This window comes from Amycolatopsis marina (assembly GCF_900111885.1).
Taxonomy (GTDB): Bacteria; Actinomycetota; Actinomycetes; order Mycobacteriales; family Pseudonocardiaceae; genus Amycolatopsis; species Amycolatopsis marina.
In genome coordinates this window covers 18,764-34,201 of the sequence record NZ_FOKG01000030.1, presented here as the reverse complement: position 1 = coordinate 34,201, position 15,438 = coordinate 18,764, and the positions used below count along the sequence as shown (strand labels likewise).

The 15,438-nt window shown below is 69.1% G+C and carries 13 protein-coding genes; 5 read left to right on the top strand and 8 right to left on the bottom strand.

Annotated features, from left to right (window positions below):
• Positions 1-9: 9 nt before the first annotated feature.
• Positions 10-2,025, bottom strand: a complete 2,016-nt coding sequence (locus BM199_RS30305) for an MFS transporter (RefSeq protein WP_091678949.1) — start codon at positions 2,023-2,025, stop codon at positions 10-12.
• A gap of 188 nt (positions 2,026-2,213) precedes the next feature.
• A complete protein-coding gene (locus BM199_RS30300) occupies positions 2,214-3,008 on the bottom strand; it encodes a glutaminyl-peptide cyclotransferase (RefSeq protein WP_091679035.1) in 795 nt (264 codons plus the stop codon).
• A gap of 138 nt (positions 3,009-3,146) precedes the next feature.
• Between BM199_RS30300 and BM199_RS30295 the strand changes: the two genes are divergently transcribed.
• The gene (locus tag BM199_RS30295; RefSeq protein ID WP_091678946.1) at positions 3,147-3,959 is read left to right on the top strand and encodes a DUF3027 domain-containing protein; all 813 of its coding nucleotides are present in this window, start codon (positions 3,147-3,149) and stop codon (positions 3,957-3,959) included.
• Positions 3,940-6,843, top strand: a complete 2,904-nt coding sequence (locus BM199_RS30290) for a sacsin N-terminal ATP-binding-like domain-containing protein (RefSeq protein WP_091678944.1) — start codon at positions 3,940-3,942, stop codon at positions 6,841-6,843. The genes BM199_RS30295 and BM199_RS30290 overlap by 20 nt, the downstream gene beginning before the upstream one ends.
• A 16-nt stretch (positions 6,844-6,859) precedes the next feature.
• Here the strand turns inward: BM199_RS30290 and BM199_RS30285 are convergent, their stop codons facing one another.
• On the bottom strand, positions 6,860-7,132 hold the full coding sequence (locus tag BM199_RS30285) for a DUF2530 domain-containing protein (protein ID WP_091678941.1): 273 nt from the start codon (positions 7,130-7,132) through the stop codon (positions 6,860-6,862).
• 54 nt (positions 7,133-7,186) lie between these two features.
• On the opposite strand from BM199_RS30285, the gene BM199_RS30280 reads away from it, so the two are divergent.
• On the top strand, positions 7,187-8,644 hold the full coding sequence (locus BM199_RS30280; RefSeq protein ID WP_091678938.1) for an NCS2 family permease: 1,458 nt from the start codon (positions 7,187-7,189) through the stop codon (positions 8,642-8,644).
• A gap of 236 nt (positions 8,645-8,880) precedes the next feature.
• Here the strand turns inward: BM199_RS30280 and BM199_RS30270 are convergent, their stop codons facing one another.
• From BM199_RS30270 to BM199_RS30260, 3 genes are all read right to left on the bottom strand, one after another.
• Entirely contained in the window at positions 8,881-9,771 is an 891-nt protein-coding gene (locus BM199_RS30270) for a CU044_5270 family protein (protein ID WP_143101957.1), read from the bottom strand.
• Complete coding sequence (locus BM199_RS30265) at positions 9,764-10,381, bottom strand: RNA polymerase sigma factor (protein ID WP_091678930.1); 618 nt, start codon at positions 10,379-10,381, stop codon at positions 9,764-9,766. Before BM199_RS30265 ends, BM199_RS30270 begins: the two co-directional genes overlap by 8 nt.
• Positions 10,382-10,525: 144 nt before the next feature.
• Positions 10,526-11,329, bottom strand: a complete 804-nt coding sequence (locus BM199_RS30260; protein ID WP_091678928.1) for a CU044_5270 family protein — start codon at positions 11,327-11,329, stop codon at positions 10,526-10,528.
• Positions 11,330-11,497: 168 nt separating this feature from the next.
• Between BM199_RS30260 and BM199_RS30255 the strand changes: the two genes are divergently transcribed.
• Entirely contained in the window at positions 11,498-11,938 is a 441-nt protein-coding gene (locus tag BM199_RS30255; protein WP_091678925.1) for a MarR family winged helix-turn-helix transcriptional regulator, read from the top strand.
• Positions 11,939-12,087: 149 nt separating this feature from the next.
• Positions 12,088-13,341: an MFS transporter gene (locus BM199_RS30250; protein ID WP_091678921.1), complete on the top strand. Its 1,254-nt coding sequence runs from the start codon at positions 12,088-12,090 to the stop codon at positions 13,339-13,341.
• Positions 13,342-13,622: 281 nt separating this feature from the next.
• On the opposite strand, the gene BM199_RS30245 is transcribed toward BM199_RS30250, so the two are convergent.
• The gene (locus tag BM199_RS30245) at positions 13,623-14,387 is read right to left on the bottom strand and encodes an arylamine N-acetyltransferase family protein (protein WP_091678919.1); all 765 of its coding nucleotides are present in this window, start codon (positions 14,385-14,387) and stop codon (positions 13,623-13,625) included.
• Positions 14,388-14,500: 113 nt separating this feature from the next.
• Positions 14,501-15,124, bottom strand: a complete 624-nt coding sequence (locus BM199_RS30240; protein ID WP_091678916.1) for a superoxide dismutase — start codon at positions 15,122-15,124, stop codon at positions 14,501-14,503.
• Positions 15,125-15,438: the final 314 nt, after the last annotated feature.

Genomic DNA, 15,438 nt, shown 5'->3' with positions numbered 1-15,438 from the left:
GGTCGAAGCCTACGAGCCCGCCTTGAACCGGGACGGAGCCGGTCCCCTGGGCGCACCTCGCTGGTCCTGCGGTTCCCAGGACTCCTGCGGCTCCCTCGGCGCGGGACCCGGGGTCCGTCGTGCGGGGCCGGAGCCCACCGGGTCGGGACGAAGTGGACGGTCCCCGCCGAGACCGGGGATCAGCGAGCTGCCCTTGCGCACCAGCCAGGTCTGCGCGAGCCCCGTCGCGAGCAGCACCGATACCACCAGGAAGCCGATCCAGTAGGTGGGTGGCAGCAGCAGGCCGATCGCGCCACCGAAGCACCAGGACATCTGCAGCACAGTCTCCGACCGGCCGAATGCCGAAGCGCGTGACTCGTCGGGAAGGTCCTGCTGGATCACCGCGTCCAGGCTGATCTTCGCCAGCGCACTGGCGGACGCCCCGACCAGCCCCACCACGGCGGCCGTGGCCAGCCCGGACAGCAGTGCGGCCAGCACGGTGGACCCGAGGGCGGCCGCCACGCAGCCGATAACCACCTGATCGGGTCTGCCGAGGTGCAACCGGGATCCGATGGCGTTGCCCAGGAAGCCACCCACACCCGCCGCTGCCCCGATGATCCCGAGCAGCAGCAGTTGGATGAACGGACTCTGCCCACCATCCTCCGTCTGCGCCTTCACCGCGAACGCGGCGAACATCATCAGGAAGCCGGTCAGCAGCCGGGTGCTCCCGTTGGCCCACAACGCGACCACGACATGCCGGCCCATCGGCTGACGTTTCTTGTGCTCGTTACGTGACGACAGCGACGCCGGGACCTCACCCTCGGTCACCTCGACCCAGGAGGGAATCCGCATCGCCTGCATCGCGCCTGCCACCGCGATCGCGCCCGCGAACCACAGCGCGCCCGAGGAGCCCAAGGCCCAGTTCACTCCCGCGGCGATGGCGCCGAACACGCCGCCCGCCGCGAGGCCGAACACGGTCAGCCGGGCGTTGGTTTTGGACAGGGTGATCTCCGGCGGCAGCACTCGTGGTGTCACCGCGGCCTTCAGCACCATGAACGACCGGGACAGCACCATCTTCCCGAGTGCGGCCGGATACAGCCCCCAGTCGTTGAAATGCAGCGCCATGATCACGCACATCAGTGCCTGCCCTGCCGCGGCGACGGACATCGCCAGCCGCCGCCCGCGCTGGATCCGGTCGAGCGCGGGGCCGATCACCGGGGCCACGAGCGCGAAAGGCGCGATCGTGATCAGCAGGTACAACGCGACCCTGCCCCGGCTCTCGCCGCTGCTGGCGGCGAAGAACAGGGTGTTCGCCAGCGCGATGGCCATGGCCGCGTCGCTGGCGTAGTTCAGCATCACCGAGTAGCTGAGCGAGGTCAGCCCGGACTTGTCGGCACCGTCCGCCTTGGTCGCACGGTGGAAGGCGTCCACGGCCTGCCCGGTCAGTTGCCGCCCGCGCAGCGCGGCGACCCGGGTGACGGTGATCTTCTTCGGCAGCCGGGGGCCGGTGTCCTGCGGCGGCGGGGCCTCGAAGCCGTTCTCCGCATCTCGGTGCTGCTCACGGTCCGGCTCCGGTCCGTGGCCCCTGGGCTGACCGCGGGCGTATCCACCGGTGTCGTACCGCTCGTACCGGCCGTGCTCGCCAGGCGGTGCAGGCTGCGGTGGTGGCGGTGGGGCGCCGTAGTCCCGCCGAACGTGCTGCGTCCGCCACTGGTCCGGCTCCGGCGGCGGGTAGGGGCGCGCTCCCCTGCGGGTTCCGGGCGGTGGCGGAACCGCCCCGGTCGCCGCGTCGTCGGCGGTCGGGAAGGACCGGCCTGACGGCGGCGGGGGTGCCGGCGTTGCCGGCCGGTACGGCTCGCGGTAGGGCGGGCGAGGCGGATCCCCGCCCGGGGACTCGTAGAGCCGGGTCTCCCTCGGCGCGGCGGGCCGGGCAGCGCCGCCCGGCTCCGGGGTCCACTTGCGCTTGCCCTTGCGACCGGCACGGCGCTTTCCCAGACGGCCGAAACGCCTGCCGTCTGGTTCGGGCTGCGAACCGGAACGCGTCATGGCCTCAATCCTGCCGTATCCCCAGCATGCCGCGCCCGTTACCCGGTGTCTTACCCATAGGTCGGGTTATTCACGATCGACTTCGGTCATGCATGCACCTCACCAGCAGTGAGTCGTCGCGACCCGCCCCTACTGCGGCCCAAAAGCATGCCACAGCGGGGGCGCTCTCCGGGGCGGGCCCCGCCAACTCACTTGTGAATAACCCTCCCGTCCGCCGGGACCAGTGTCACGCGGAACATCTTCGGCCACAGCTTCCCGGTCAGCAGGAACTGATCACTCCCGGGAACCGCGGCGATGCCGTTGAGCACGTCGGCCGAGTCCCGCTCGTCCGCGGTGAGCAGTCCGGACGCGTCGATCTCCGCGGTCACCGAACCGTCGGCAGGGTCGATCCGGAGGATGCGATCGGAGTGCCACACGTTGGCGTAGACCTCGTCACCGACGCATTCCAGCTCGTTGAGCTGACCGTACTCCCGGCCGTCCGCGCGCACCGTCACCGAGCCGAGTTCGGCGAAGGTCCGCGGGTCGCGGAAGGTCAGCCGGGCCGATCCGTCGCTCATCACCAGCCTGCCGGACCCCGGCTGGTGGCACAGCCCCCAGCCCTCACCCTGGTAGGGCACCCTGCGTCGTTCTGTGAGCCGCTCGCGATCCCACTCGATCGCGAGTCCGTTCTGCCAGGTCAGCTGCCAGATCCGGTCGTCGACAACCGTGATTCCCTCGCCGAACAAAGGGCTCGGCAGTTCCGCGGTGAGTTCGGGCCGCTCGCCGGGCGGTCCGGCGCGCAGGCTGGAGCGGCCGACCAGCCCGGTCCCCTCGTAGAGGGTTCCGTCCCGCAGTTCCAGCCCCTGGGTGAAGGCCTTCGTGTCGTGGGGCAACTCCGCTTCGACCCGTACCCGCAGCTGCTCGACCGGCGCCGTTTCCTCCTGCGCCGGTGTGCCCGCGCACCCCGTGGCCACCGCGGCGACCGCGAGCAGGACGGAGATGATGCGCACACGTTCAGCGTGACACAGGGTTCCGCGCAGAGCGCGTGTGACGCACGGTCGTTGGTTCGTCTGCCACGCGCGTGCGGGTGGCTGCGAGCCTGACCCCGCCTTCCCCCGCAACGTGCTGCACAATGGGGCCTTATGACGCTCCTGCTCACTCTCGACGACGGCGCGATCCGCGAGAAACTGACCGGCGCGATCGAGGTCGCACGTGCGGCCGCGGTGCTCGAAGCGGGTGCCGAGCAGGTCGGCGCGCACGTGGACGTGCAGCACGAGGACGCCGTCTCGGTCAGTCACCTGTTCGAGGCCACGGTGCCCGGCTACCGCGGCTGGCGCTGGTCCGTCACCGTCGCCACCGCTGACGAGGAAGCTCCGGTCACCGTGAGCGAGGTCGTGCTGCAGCCCGGTCCGGAAGCGATCGTCGCGCCGCATTGGGTGCCGTGGGAGCGCCGGGTGCAGGCGGGCGACCTCGGCGTGGGCGACCTCTTCCCGACCGAACGGGACGATCCCCGGCTCGTGCCCGCGTACCTCGCCTCCGACGACCCGCAGGTGGAGGAGGCCGCACACGAGGTCGGCCTCGGCCGGGTGCGGGTGCTGTCTCGCTACGGCAGGCTGGAGGCCGCCTCCCGATGGCGCGGCAGCGAGTTCGGGCCTCGCTCCGACATGGCCCGCGGCGCCCCCGCGCCCTGTGGCACCTGCGGATTCTTCCTCGCGATCGCCGGGTCCCTCCGTGCGGCCTTCGGTGCCTGCGCCAACGACATCTCGCCCGCCGACGGACACGTCGTGCACGTGGAGTACGGCTGCGGCGCCCACTCCGAGGTCGAGGTGGAGACCGCTCCTTCGGTGCCGGTGGCCGAACTCGTCTACGACGACTCGCTGCTGGACATGGAGCCCACCGGGGAAACCGCCGCGGCGACCGAGCGGTCGAGCGCCGGTGAGTCCGTCGGGGACTGAAGGGGCCGCGAGCGATCCCTTCGGGGCCGCTGGACTGCGGGCCGGGGTGCTGCGGGCCTGGCGGGAGTCGCCGACCAGGTTCACCGAGGACACCAACGCCGAGCACGACCTCAAGGTCGGTGGTTATCGCGACCGGCTGTTCGTCGAACTCGCCCAGAACGCCGCGGATGCCGCGTCGGCAGCCGGGGAGTCCGGCAGCCTGCGGGTGTCCGTTGTAGATGGTGAACTGTGGGTGGCCAACACCGGCTCGCCCCTCGACGCCGTCGGCGTCGCCGCGCTGTCCTCGCTGCGTGCCTCGGGCAAGCAGGGCGACACCGTCGGCCGTTTCGGCGTCGGCTTCGCCGCGGTCCTCACCGTTTCCACGGAGCCGAGGATCGTCTCCCGCACGGGCGGCGTGCTGTTCTCCACCACCCGTACGGGAACGGCCGCGGTCGATGCGGGGGTACCCGGTGCGGACGAGGGTGGCGAGGTCCCCGTGCTGCGGCTGCCCTGGCCACTGCGGGCAGACGAACCGCCGCCCGCCGAGGGCTACGACACCGAGGTGCGGTTGCCACTCGGGTCCGGTGTGGATGAATCGAGCCTGCTCGCCGGTTTCGCCGAAGAGGCTCCCGATCTCCTGCTCGCGCTGCCATGGCTTGCCCGTATCGAGGTCGCGGGCGCCGTCTGGCGACGACACCAGCCCGCGTCCGGGACGGTCGAGATCACGGACCCCACAGGCGCCGTACGTCGTTGGCTGACCCAGCCGATCGCAGGCGAGGGTGGCATCTGGGCCCTTCCGGTCGACGCCGAAGGGCTGCCCACGCCGCTCGACGGCGACGTGCTGCACACGCCGACACCGACGGACGAGCGGCTCTCCCTGCCCGCGCGGTTGTTCGCGAACGTCGCGATGGAACCCTCCAGGCGCAGGGTCCTGCCCGGTGCCGCGGTGACCGCTGTGCTGCGACAGGCCGCGCAGGCGTACCCGGAACTGGTACGCAGGGTCGGGCCCGCCGCCCGGGTCCTGCTCGTTCCACGAACCGGCTTTCCACGATCCGAAGTGGACGAACAACTTCGGGAACTCGTCCTGGACGCGTTGCGGACTCGCCCGTGGTTGCCACCGGCCGACGAGGTGGCGGAGATCGCGGCGGGCAGGGCGCGGGTGTTGAGTGTCGACTCGGGCGCCCTCGTGGGCCTGCTTGCCGGGATCGTGCCCGATCTCGTCGCCGCGCCCCTGTGCGGGCCGGGAGTGGGCAGGACGTTGTCATCCGTCGGGGCCAGCGCACTCACGTCGGCCGAGCTGGTCGAGGCGATCAGCGGTATCGACCGGCCGCTGTTCTGGTGGCGGGAGTTGTACGACGCGCTGCTGTCCGCGCTCGATGCCAGGCAGTTGTCCGCCGACGACCTCGGTGCGCTGCCGGTCCCGCTCCTGGACGGACGGGTGCTGCCCGGTCCTCGCGGAGCCCTGCTGCTCGAAGCCGACAGCGGACTCGCCGAAAAGCTGTCCACCGTGGATGTCGTGGGCCTGCGGCTGACGCATCCCGAAGTTGCGCATCCGCTGCTCGAACGACTCGGTGCCACCAGGGCGGGTATCACCGACCTGCTGGAGGCGCCGGAGTTGCGCGACGCCGTGCAACGCAGTGTCGAGGATGCCCGGTCCGGTATGGACACCATGGCCCTCGCGGATACGGTGCTGGGAATCCTGTCCGACTGTGCATTTGCCGGGACGAAGCACCTCGGCGCCCTGGCGCTGCCTGCCAGGTCCGGCTGGCGCCGCGCCGACGAACTCGTGCTGCCGGACGCGGATCTGCTGGACGTGCTCGATGCCCAGGCTCTCGGCGAGGATGGGCCCCTGGACGTGCTCGACGCCGAGTTCGCGCTGCGCTGGCCCGCTTCGGTGCTGGAGTCGGTCGGAGTGCTCGGTTCCTTCGTCGTCGTGGCGGACGACGAGCCCGTGGAACCGGATCACGACCTTCCGGACGAGCAGGACTGGTGGGAGTCGGAAGCGGATCCGCCCGCCAGGGTGCTGGCGGTCCGGGACCTCGATCTGGTCGCTGAGGACGCGTGGCCGGCCACGCTCCGGCTGCTGGCGCAGCAGCCGGAGACCTGGCGCGCACTGACCGAACCGCGGGGACACACCGGATGGTGGCTCGCCAGGTACGCGGCACTGGCCGGGCAGGCTCCCCTGGAGTGGCGGCTGCCGTCGGCTGTGGCGTTGACCGGGCTCTACGAACCGGTGCCGGATCTCGGGATCCGCGAGGACGTCCTGCGCGCGGCCGGTGTCCGTTCCGCCCTGGCGGTCACCGACGCGGAGGATGCGGCCGACCTGCTCGACCGCCTCGGCGATCCGGGCAGGGACGTGCGGCAGGGCCTGGCGTGGCGCGCTCACGCTGCGCTCATCGCCGCCGATGTGGCCGTGGACGAACTCGACCCGCCGCCCAGGGTCCGTACCCTCGCAGGCTCGGTCGCCGACGCGGCGGACGCGGTGGTGCTGGACGCGCCCTGGCTGCTCGCCGTGTGGCCCGCGGACACCGTCGTCGCCGGGCCCGCGTTCGATGCCCGGCTCGCGGACCTGCTCGACCTGCCGCTGGCCAGCGAGCGGACTCGGGCGACCGTCGAGGAGGCAGGCGAGTACGTGCGGTGGGACGAACTCGACGCCGTCCGGGTGCTGGCCGACCTGCTGGACCTGCCACTGCCCGAAGGGGGAGTGGAGATGCACGAACAACTCTCCGTGTCGCTGTCCGGCGAGTCGCACGGGGTGTCGTGGTGGGTCGATGACCGGATGCACGCCGAGGACAGTTCGGCGGGTCTCGGCAGGGCCTTCGCGTGGGCGGCGGGCCGCTGGGCCGACCGGCTGCTGATCGTGGCCCTGCTCGACGAGCCGGACACGGCCACTCTGCTCGCCTGACCCACCGGGGGCAGGGTCAGAGGCCGCGCTGGGCGCCCCGGGAACCGCGTTGCGCGGCCGAGCGCTGCCAGCGCATCACCGCGAGTCCGAGGAGTCCGAGCGCCCCGCCCGCGAGCGTGGTCCAAAGCCACAGGCCGGTGATACCGGTCACGAGCAGCGCGACGAACGCCACGAACCACAGCGCCGTCCCCGTGACCACGACGGGCCACAGGTCGAGCAGCGACTTCGGTAGCTCGGGCGGGGGACGAAACCGTCCCAAAACGCCCCTGTCGTTGATCGGTCTGCCCACGTCAGGGAGGCTACCCCTGCGCGGTTGAACTGTGATGACACGGAGGCAGGTGACATGGCCGAGCAGAGCACGCGGACCCGACTCGACCGGTTCTTCAAGATCAGTGAACGCGGCTCGAGCACGAGCAGAGAGGTTCGCGGCGGGGTCGTCACGTTCGTGACGATGGCCTACATCATCGTGCTCAACCCGTTGATCCTCGGGAGCTTTTCCGCCGAAGACACCGGCGCGAAAACGGATGCGTTCGGCGCCATCCTGCCGGTGAACCAGGTCGCGGCCGTGACCGCGCTCGTGGCGGGCGTGATGACCATCCTGTTCGGACTCGTGGCCAACTACCCGTTCGCGCTGGCGGCCGGCCTCGGTGTCAACTCACTCGTCGCGGTCACCATCGCGCCTCAGATGAGCTGGTCGGCGGCCATGGGACTGGTCGTCGTCAACGGCCTGATCGTGTTGCTGCTGGTGGTCACCGGCGTCCGCACGATGGTCTTCAACGCCGTGCCGTCGTACCTGAAGTCCGCGATCGCGGTGGGAATCGGACTGTTCATCGCCCTGATCGGCCTGGTGGACGCCGGGTTCGTGCGCCGCCTTCCGGACGCGGCAGGGACCACGGTGCCGGTGGGACTGGGGATCGACGGGAACATCGCCTCCTGGCCGACGGCCGTCTTCGTCGTCGGGCTGGTGATCATGGGCATCCTCGTCGCGAAGAACGTCAAGGGCGCGATCCTGATCGGCGTGCTGGCGGCCACGGTGCTGTCGATCGTCGTGGAGGCCATCGTCAACGCCGGTCCTGCGGCCGGGGTCAACCCCAAGGGCTGGAACCTCGGCTATCCCGCCCTGCCGGACGACCTGGCCGGTCTGCCCGATCTTTCGCTGCTCGGCCAGGTGTCCTTCGACGCGTGGGTGCAGGTCCCCGCGATCACCGCGGCTCTGCTGGTGTTCACCCTGGTCCTGACCGACTTCTTCGACACGATCGGCACGATGACCGGTCTGGGCAAGGAGGCCGGGCTGATCGGGAAGAAGGGCGAACTGCCCGGCGTCGGCAAGGCGTTGTTCGTCGACGGTGTCGGCGCGGTCGCCGGTGGTGCGGCCTCGTCGAGTTCGAACACGGTCTACATCGAGTCGGCCGCGGGCATCGCCGAGGGCGCCCGGACCGGGCTGGCGAACGTGGTCACGGGACTGCTGTTCATCGCGGCGATGTTCTTCACCCCGCTGTACGAGATCGTGCCGGTGGAGGCCGCGGCGCCCGCACTTGTCGTGGTCGGGGCGATGATGATCCGGCAGATCACCGAGATCGACTTCAGCGACTTCGCCATCGCGCTCCCCGCGTTCCTGACCATCGTCGTGATGCCGTTCACGTACTCGATCGCCAACGGCATCGGCGCCGGGTTCGTCAGCTACGTCCTGATCAGGGCGGCCACCGGCAAGGCCCGCGGCGTGCACCCGCTGATGTGGGTGGTCGCGGTGGCCTTCGTGGCGTACTTCGCGGTCGGCCCGATCGAGGCCGCGCTCGGCTAGTGTCGGGTGATTCTGTTCCTTGCGGGCTGCTGGGGAATCAGGTGGTGCGTCGCAAGGCGGTGTTTTCGCCTCACTCGCCCGGCGGGCTGCACCACGCTCACTGCCGTGCCCGATTCAACCTCGGTGCCGGTCGCGTGCAGGAGGCCCGGATACCGCTGTTGTATCCGGGCCGACGACAACACCGCGAGGCGCCGCCTGAGCCCCAGCAGACGTAAGACGAGCAGAATCACCCGACACTAGGGGCGCTGGCCGATCTCGTCGACGAGAGCGATGTCTAGTACGGCGGTGTCTTCGGAGCCGAGGTAGACGTGGTTGTCGGCATCGAAGATCAGCATCTCCGATCCGCCACCCTCAGTGGTCCAGGTGATGCCGGTGCCAGTGCGTCCCGCGGCGTCTGTGGCGTTCTCCACCATGGTGAGTCCGGGAATTCTGGTGGCGGCTTCGAAGATCGCGGCCCGCACTTCGGAGCGGGTGTGGGACTTGTCGATGAGGTGGAGGACCTCCTTGGCCATCGCGTTCACATCGTCGCCGTACGCCGTGTCGATCCGGTGGAAGATCGCGTCTGCATCGGCGGGCAGGCTCGTGTCGACCGCGGGATCCGGTGCGCAGGGCTCGCTGATCTTCTCGCCGGGGTTCTGTCGGCTGGTGTTGGCGTCGGTCACGGCTCGGTTGCCGTTTTTGCAGCCCGGAATGAGGGTTTCGCCGTTGCGTGCGATGAGGCTGTCGTGGGTGCCGTCGACTGACATCCAGGATTCGTAGTCGTCCTTGCCCATGGCGGCTTTGGTGTAGACGAACTGGTCGGGCCGGGGTTCGGTGTCGGGTAGTGCCCGTGCCGCGTCTGCTGCGTTCTGCAGGACTCGCACAGCCTCGGCATGGGCGTCCGGTGCCTGCCCGTTGAAGGGGGCGAGGACGGTGACCGCCGCGACCGCGGCGGCGATACCGATCGCGCCGCCGAGTCCGAGCCGGGCCCGAGAACCGAACCGCCTGATCCGGTGAACCGCGGGCTGTCCCTGTGCGCGTTCGGCTGCCGCCGCTGCGAGCAGCTGTGCCCGTGCAGGGGCCAGTTCTTCCGCGGAGGGCAGTTCGTGGTGATCGTTCATGTCCCGGATCAGCTGCATTTCATCCATGCTGCGTCGTCTCCTGTCGGGTCGTCGGGTTCGTCTCGGGGGTGTCCAGTACGAGCCGGACCTTGCGGCGGGCGCGGTTCAGGCGGGACCGGACGGTCCCGACGGGGATGTCGAGAGAGCTGGCGACCTCGTCGTAGGCCAGTCCTTCCCAGGCGATGAGCACCAGCACGTCACGGTCACCGTCACTGAGTTCGGCCATCGCCGTGGCCAACAACCGGGTCATGGCCTGCGCGGTGACCTGAGCGGCGACCCTGTCCGCATGGCAGTCGACGTCGGACTGGACGGCTGTCATGCTGCGCAGCCGGTACTCGCGCTGCTCGGCTCTGCGATGGCCGCTGACGAGGTTCGTGGCGATGCCGTACAGCCAGGGGCGGGCGTCCGGGCGGCTGAGGTCGTACCCGGCGCGCTTGCGGAACGCGGTGAGGAAGGTCTCGGCCAGCAGGTCGTCGGCCACCTGCCGCCCGAGTCTGCGGGCGAGATAGCGATGGATGTGCGGGCTGTGCCGGTCGAAGAGGACCGCGAATGCGTCCGGGTCGGTCGCCGAGGCGGCGATCGCCTCGGCATCGCTGCCGTCGACCGGGCTGTCAGCGGTGCCGTCTTTGGTTGGCATGTACCACCTTCCGTGGCGAGTGATGTGTCATCGGTTATCCGCACGAAGGCGGAATCGAGTTCACGAGTCGCTCGCCGCCGGGGCCACCCTGTCCGCGTTCGGCGCGGGCAGAGTGGCCCCGAGTGTGTCAGCGGTGGTGCCGGATCAGGGGCGCTGGCCGATCTTGTCGACGAGGGCGGTGTCGAGTACGGCTGTGTCTTCGGAGCCGAGGTAGGTGTGGTTGTCGGCGTCGAAGATCAGCAGTCCGCCGGTGCCTTCGCTGGACCAGGAGATGCCGACGCCGGTGCGTCCTGCGGCGTCTGTCGCGTTTTCGACCACCGTGAGTCCTTCGATGTTGCTCGCGGCCTCGAAGATCGCGGCTCGGACGTCGGAGCGGGTGTGGGACTGGTCGATGAGGTAAAGGATTTCCTTGGCCGAGGCGTTGACGTCGTCGCCGTACTGCTTGTCGATCTGGGAGAAGATGACGTCGGCGTCGGCGGGCAGGCTGGTGTCGATCGCGGGGTTGGGCTCGCAGGGCTCGGTAAGCTTCTTGTTCGGGGCCTGTTCGTTCGCGTTGGCGTCAACGACGGCTCGGTTGCCGTTCTTGCAGCCCGGTATGGTGGTTTCACCGTTGCGCACGATCAGGCTGTCGTGGGTGCCGTCGACTGACATCCAGGATTCGTAGTCGTCCTTGCCCATGGCGGCTTTGGTGTATACGAACTGGTCGGGGCGGGGTTCGACGTCGGGCAGTGCTCGTGCCGTTTCCGCCGCGCTGTGCAGGATTTCGGCGGCCGATGCCGCTGCGCTCGGAGCTTGGCCGCCGAACGGGGCGACGACGGCGACGGCCGCCGCTGCGGCCGCGATGCCGATCGCGCCCCCGAGCCCGAGCCGGGCGCGCTTGCCGAACCGCCTCCGGCTGTCGACATCGGTGCCATCGTTCACGTTCCGACTCGGCTGCTTCTGGTCCATTGTGGAGCATCTCCTGTTGATCGTCGGGCTCGTGTCGGGGTTTCCGGCGCGATCCCGTGGCGAACTGGCTGTCACCCCGTTGTCCGCACGAGGGCGCAAACGGGTTCACGTGGCGGCGGTGGCAAGGTTCACCCAGAGGAGACAAAGTTCGTGAGGTATGCTAACTATATGTCCGAATGTGCACATGAACGTTCGCTGGCGGGCCGGCTCCGATTGTCCGTGGTGCGGCTCAACCGCAGGCTGCGTGCGCAGCGGACGGGCCAGGACGTGTCGTTGACCCAGGTGTCGGCGATGTCGACGCTGCACAAGTGCGGCGCGCTCACCCCGGGGCAGCTCGCCACCAAGGAGGGGGTACAGCCGCCGTCGATGACCAGGGTCATCGCCGCGCTGGAGGAGCTGGGTTACGTCGAGCGGACCCCGCATCCCACCGACGGCAGGCAGGCGATCGTCGCGCTCTCCGAGCGCGGACTGGAGTACGTGCACGCCACGATCTCCGCACGTGAGGCCTGGCTCGACGAACGACTGGCCGAACTAGGCGACGAGGAGCGGGAGATTCTCTCCCGCGCGGCCGAGATCATCGACCGCATGGCAGAGCAGGGGAACCAGTAACAAGGGGGCAGTAACCAGGGATGCCGAGGACCACGGGTAGCGACGCTGCGCGAACAGCACGATCGAGCACTATCCGGTCGACGGCACCCCCGCTTCCCCCTGCCCGGAACTCGCCGTCGGCTGCAGCCGCGCCCCGGCCCCGCTGGGCGATGTTCCACTCGTTGCGCCTGCGCAACTACCGGCTGTTCTTCTCCGGGCAGATCGTGTCCAACATCGGCACCTGGATGCAGCGCATCGCGCAGGACTGGCTGGTGTTCACCCTCAGTGGCAATGATCCGCTCGCGCTCGGCATCGCGATCGCACTCCAGTTCACGCCGACCCTGCTGCTCTCGCTCTGGGCGGGCGTGCTGGCCGACCGGGTGGACAAGCGCAAGCTGCTGATCGGCATCCAGCTCGGTGTGGCGACGCAGGCGCTGGTGCTGGGCCTGCTCGACGTCACGGGGCTGGTCACGCTGTGGCAGGTCTACGTGTTGTGCTTCGCGCTCGGCTGCCTCTCCGCGCTCGAGGTGCCGACGAGACAGTCGTTCACCGCGGAGATGGTGGGGCGGGACCAGGTCGCCAGTGCGGTCGCGCTCAACTCGTCGATCTTCAACATGGCCCGGATCATCGGTCCCGCCATCGCCGGGTTCGCGATCACCTGGGTCGGCACCGGCTGGCTGTTCCTGGCCAACGCCGTGAGCACCGTCGCGGTGCTCACGGGACTGGCGATGATGGACCCGGACAAGCTCTTCCGCAGCAGCACCGGCGTCGGCCGGGCGAAGGGGCAGCTGCGCGAGGGCCTGCGCTACGTGCGCAACCGCTCGGACCTGATCACCCTGATGGTGCTGGTGTTCTTCGTCAGCACCTTCGGGATCACCTTCTTCACCTCACTGGCGATCGTCGCCGGCAACGTCTTCGGGACCGAGGCCGACGGCTACGGGATGCTGTCCACGCTGCTCGCCGTCGGTACCTTCACCGGGGCGCTGATGTCCGCCCGCAGGGGGTCGCGTGGGGGGCCACGGGTGCGCCTGCTGCTGATCTCGGCGTTCCTGCTGGGTGCGCTGGAGTTCGCGACCGCGTTCATGCCCACGTACCTGACCTTCGGGCTGGCGCTCATCCCGCTCGGCTTCGCGACGATCACCTTCCTGAACACCGCGAACGCGCTCGTCCAGACGGCGGTCAGCCCGGAGATGCGCGGCCGGGTCATGGGGCTGTACGTGCTGGTGCTGATCGGCGGTAACCCGGTCGGCGGCCCGATGACCGGCTGGCTTGCCGACACGTTCGGCGGACGCGCCCCGTTCTATGTCGGCGGCGCGATGTCCGCGCTCGCGGCCGTGGTCTGCGCGATCGTGCTCATCCGCCGTGGCGGGGTCACCCTGCCCCGGCCCTCCCGCGGCCAGTTCCGCATCCTCACCCGCCGCTGACCACCTGCCGGGCCGCGCACTTTCCCGGGAAAGTGCGCGGCGTTCCTGGGCGGGAACGGCACTGAACGGCACTTTCCCGGGAAAGTGCGCCGTTCGGACTGGGCCGAACGGGTGAGTCACGGTCGCTATCCCGGACACCCTTGCGACAACTATGAGGTTAGGCTAACCTCATAGTTGTCCGCTTCGTGGTGGGAGCGGCAGTCAGTTCGGGAACGGACGAGGCCCCGCAGCCGGGAAACCCCGGAGGCGGGGCCTCGTTCATGCGCTGTGCGCCGCGACGTTCAGCTGCCGGCCGCCAGGGACGGTACCCGCTCCAGTTCGATGCCGAAATGCTTGCGGTAGATGTCCAGAATCTCCGGTTCCGGCAGTATCCGCTCGCGACGTTCACCATCGACAGTCTCGATCAGCCGATCGCCGGAGAGGGTGATTCTGCCGGTGTCCGTTCGCAGTGAACAGGTCAGGCCCTTGGTGAAGTTCGAGTCCGGCGACGTTGACTGCCACCAGCAGGTGGGCGTGAAGTCGGCCAGTTCGCGCGCCCTGAGTTCCAGCAGGTAGGCGGGTTTGCCGTCCCGGCACACCTGCACTTCACCGTCCGGCTGGTCGAGCAGGAGGAACTCCCCATCGGGATCGGCCTGTGGATCCGGCGCGAACAGACGCAGCGGAAACTGCGAGAACGCGCCGAACCCGACATCCACGAGCCACGGTTCGTCGAGATCCACGCGCAGCGCGAGGTGGTCGAACGGTGGCCCGAGCTGGTCGCTCGGCAGATAGGCCCGAGCGGCGAGCAGGGTGACCCGGAAGCCGAGTTCGCGCAACAGGACCGCGAAAAGACCGTTGAGCTCGTAACAGAAGCCGCCGCGGCGGCGGCGGACGACTTTGTCCTCCAGTGCGGCGGGATCCAGCGCGATCGGTTCGCCGAGGTGCACGCTCAGGTTCTCGAACGGAACGGTGGCCAGGTGGGCGGCCTGCAGTGTGCGCAAGGCGTCGAGGTTCGCCGCGGCAGGGCGCTGGACGTCGATCCTGGCGAGGTAGGCGGCGATGTTCATGACACCAGCTTGCTACCTCATGCGAACTCGAGGTCAACCCGACCCATGAAAAAGGGGCCCTCCTCCGAATTTCGGAGGTGGGCCCCGTTCTCGCTACGGCGACGTTCGACGGCTCAGGAAAGCAGCAGGCCGTTGCCGCCCGCCTTGGCGTTCTCGAAGCGCTTGCTGATCTCGTCCCAGTTGAAGACGTTCCACAGTGCCTTGACGTAGTCCGGCTTGACGTTCTTGTAGTCCAGGTAGAACGCGTGCTCCCAGACGTCCACCAGCAGGATCGGCTGCGTCGGCAGGATCAGGTTGTTGTGATGGTCGCGCAGCTGCTGGGTGATCAGCGTCTTGCCGATCGGGTCCCAGGACAGGGCGCCCCAGCCGTTGCCCTGGATCGTGGTGCACACGGCGGTGAACTGGGCCTTGAACTTGTCGAAGGAGCCGAAGCTCTCGTCGATCGCGGCCGCCAGCTCGCCGGTCGGCTTGTCGCCACCGTTGGGCGAGAGGATCTTCCACCACACGACGTGGTTGGCGTGCCCGGCCAGGTTGAAGGCCAGCGTGGTCTCCAGGCCGACGATGTTGCCGAAGTCACCAGCGTCCCGCGCCGCCGCCAGCTTCTCCATCGTGTCGTTCGCGCCCTTGACGTAGGTCGCGTGGTGCTTGCTGTGGTGCAGCTCGTTGATCTCGCCGGAGATGTGCGGGGCGAGGTCGCCGTAGTCGTAGTCGAGTTCCGGAAGTTCGTACAGGGCCATTAGCCCTCCTTCGTGTATCTGCGTGTCGACGCGTGTGCTGTGGCGTCTGAGCGCGCGAGGCGCTTTGACGCGAACCTCTGCCGTAGTCAAACCTAGTAGCCGCGTATCAGCCGGGCGAACCGGGGAGATGTTTCGCCATGCCGAAGTTTCCCCTGCGGTCGCCCGAAATAAGCGCCGTACAAGTCCCACCCTGCAACCTCGACATAGATCGAGGTCAACCGCGGTGTAGTACGAGACACAGTGGCGCGCGGCGCCTCCGTTTGGGTGGTGGTGGGAGACGGGCGGGCACAGTGGCGCACGGCGCCTCCGTTTGG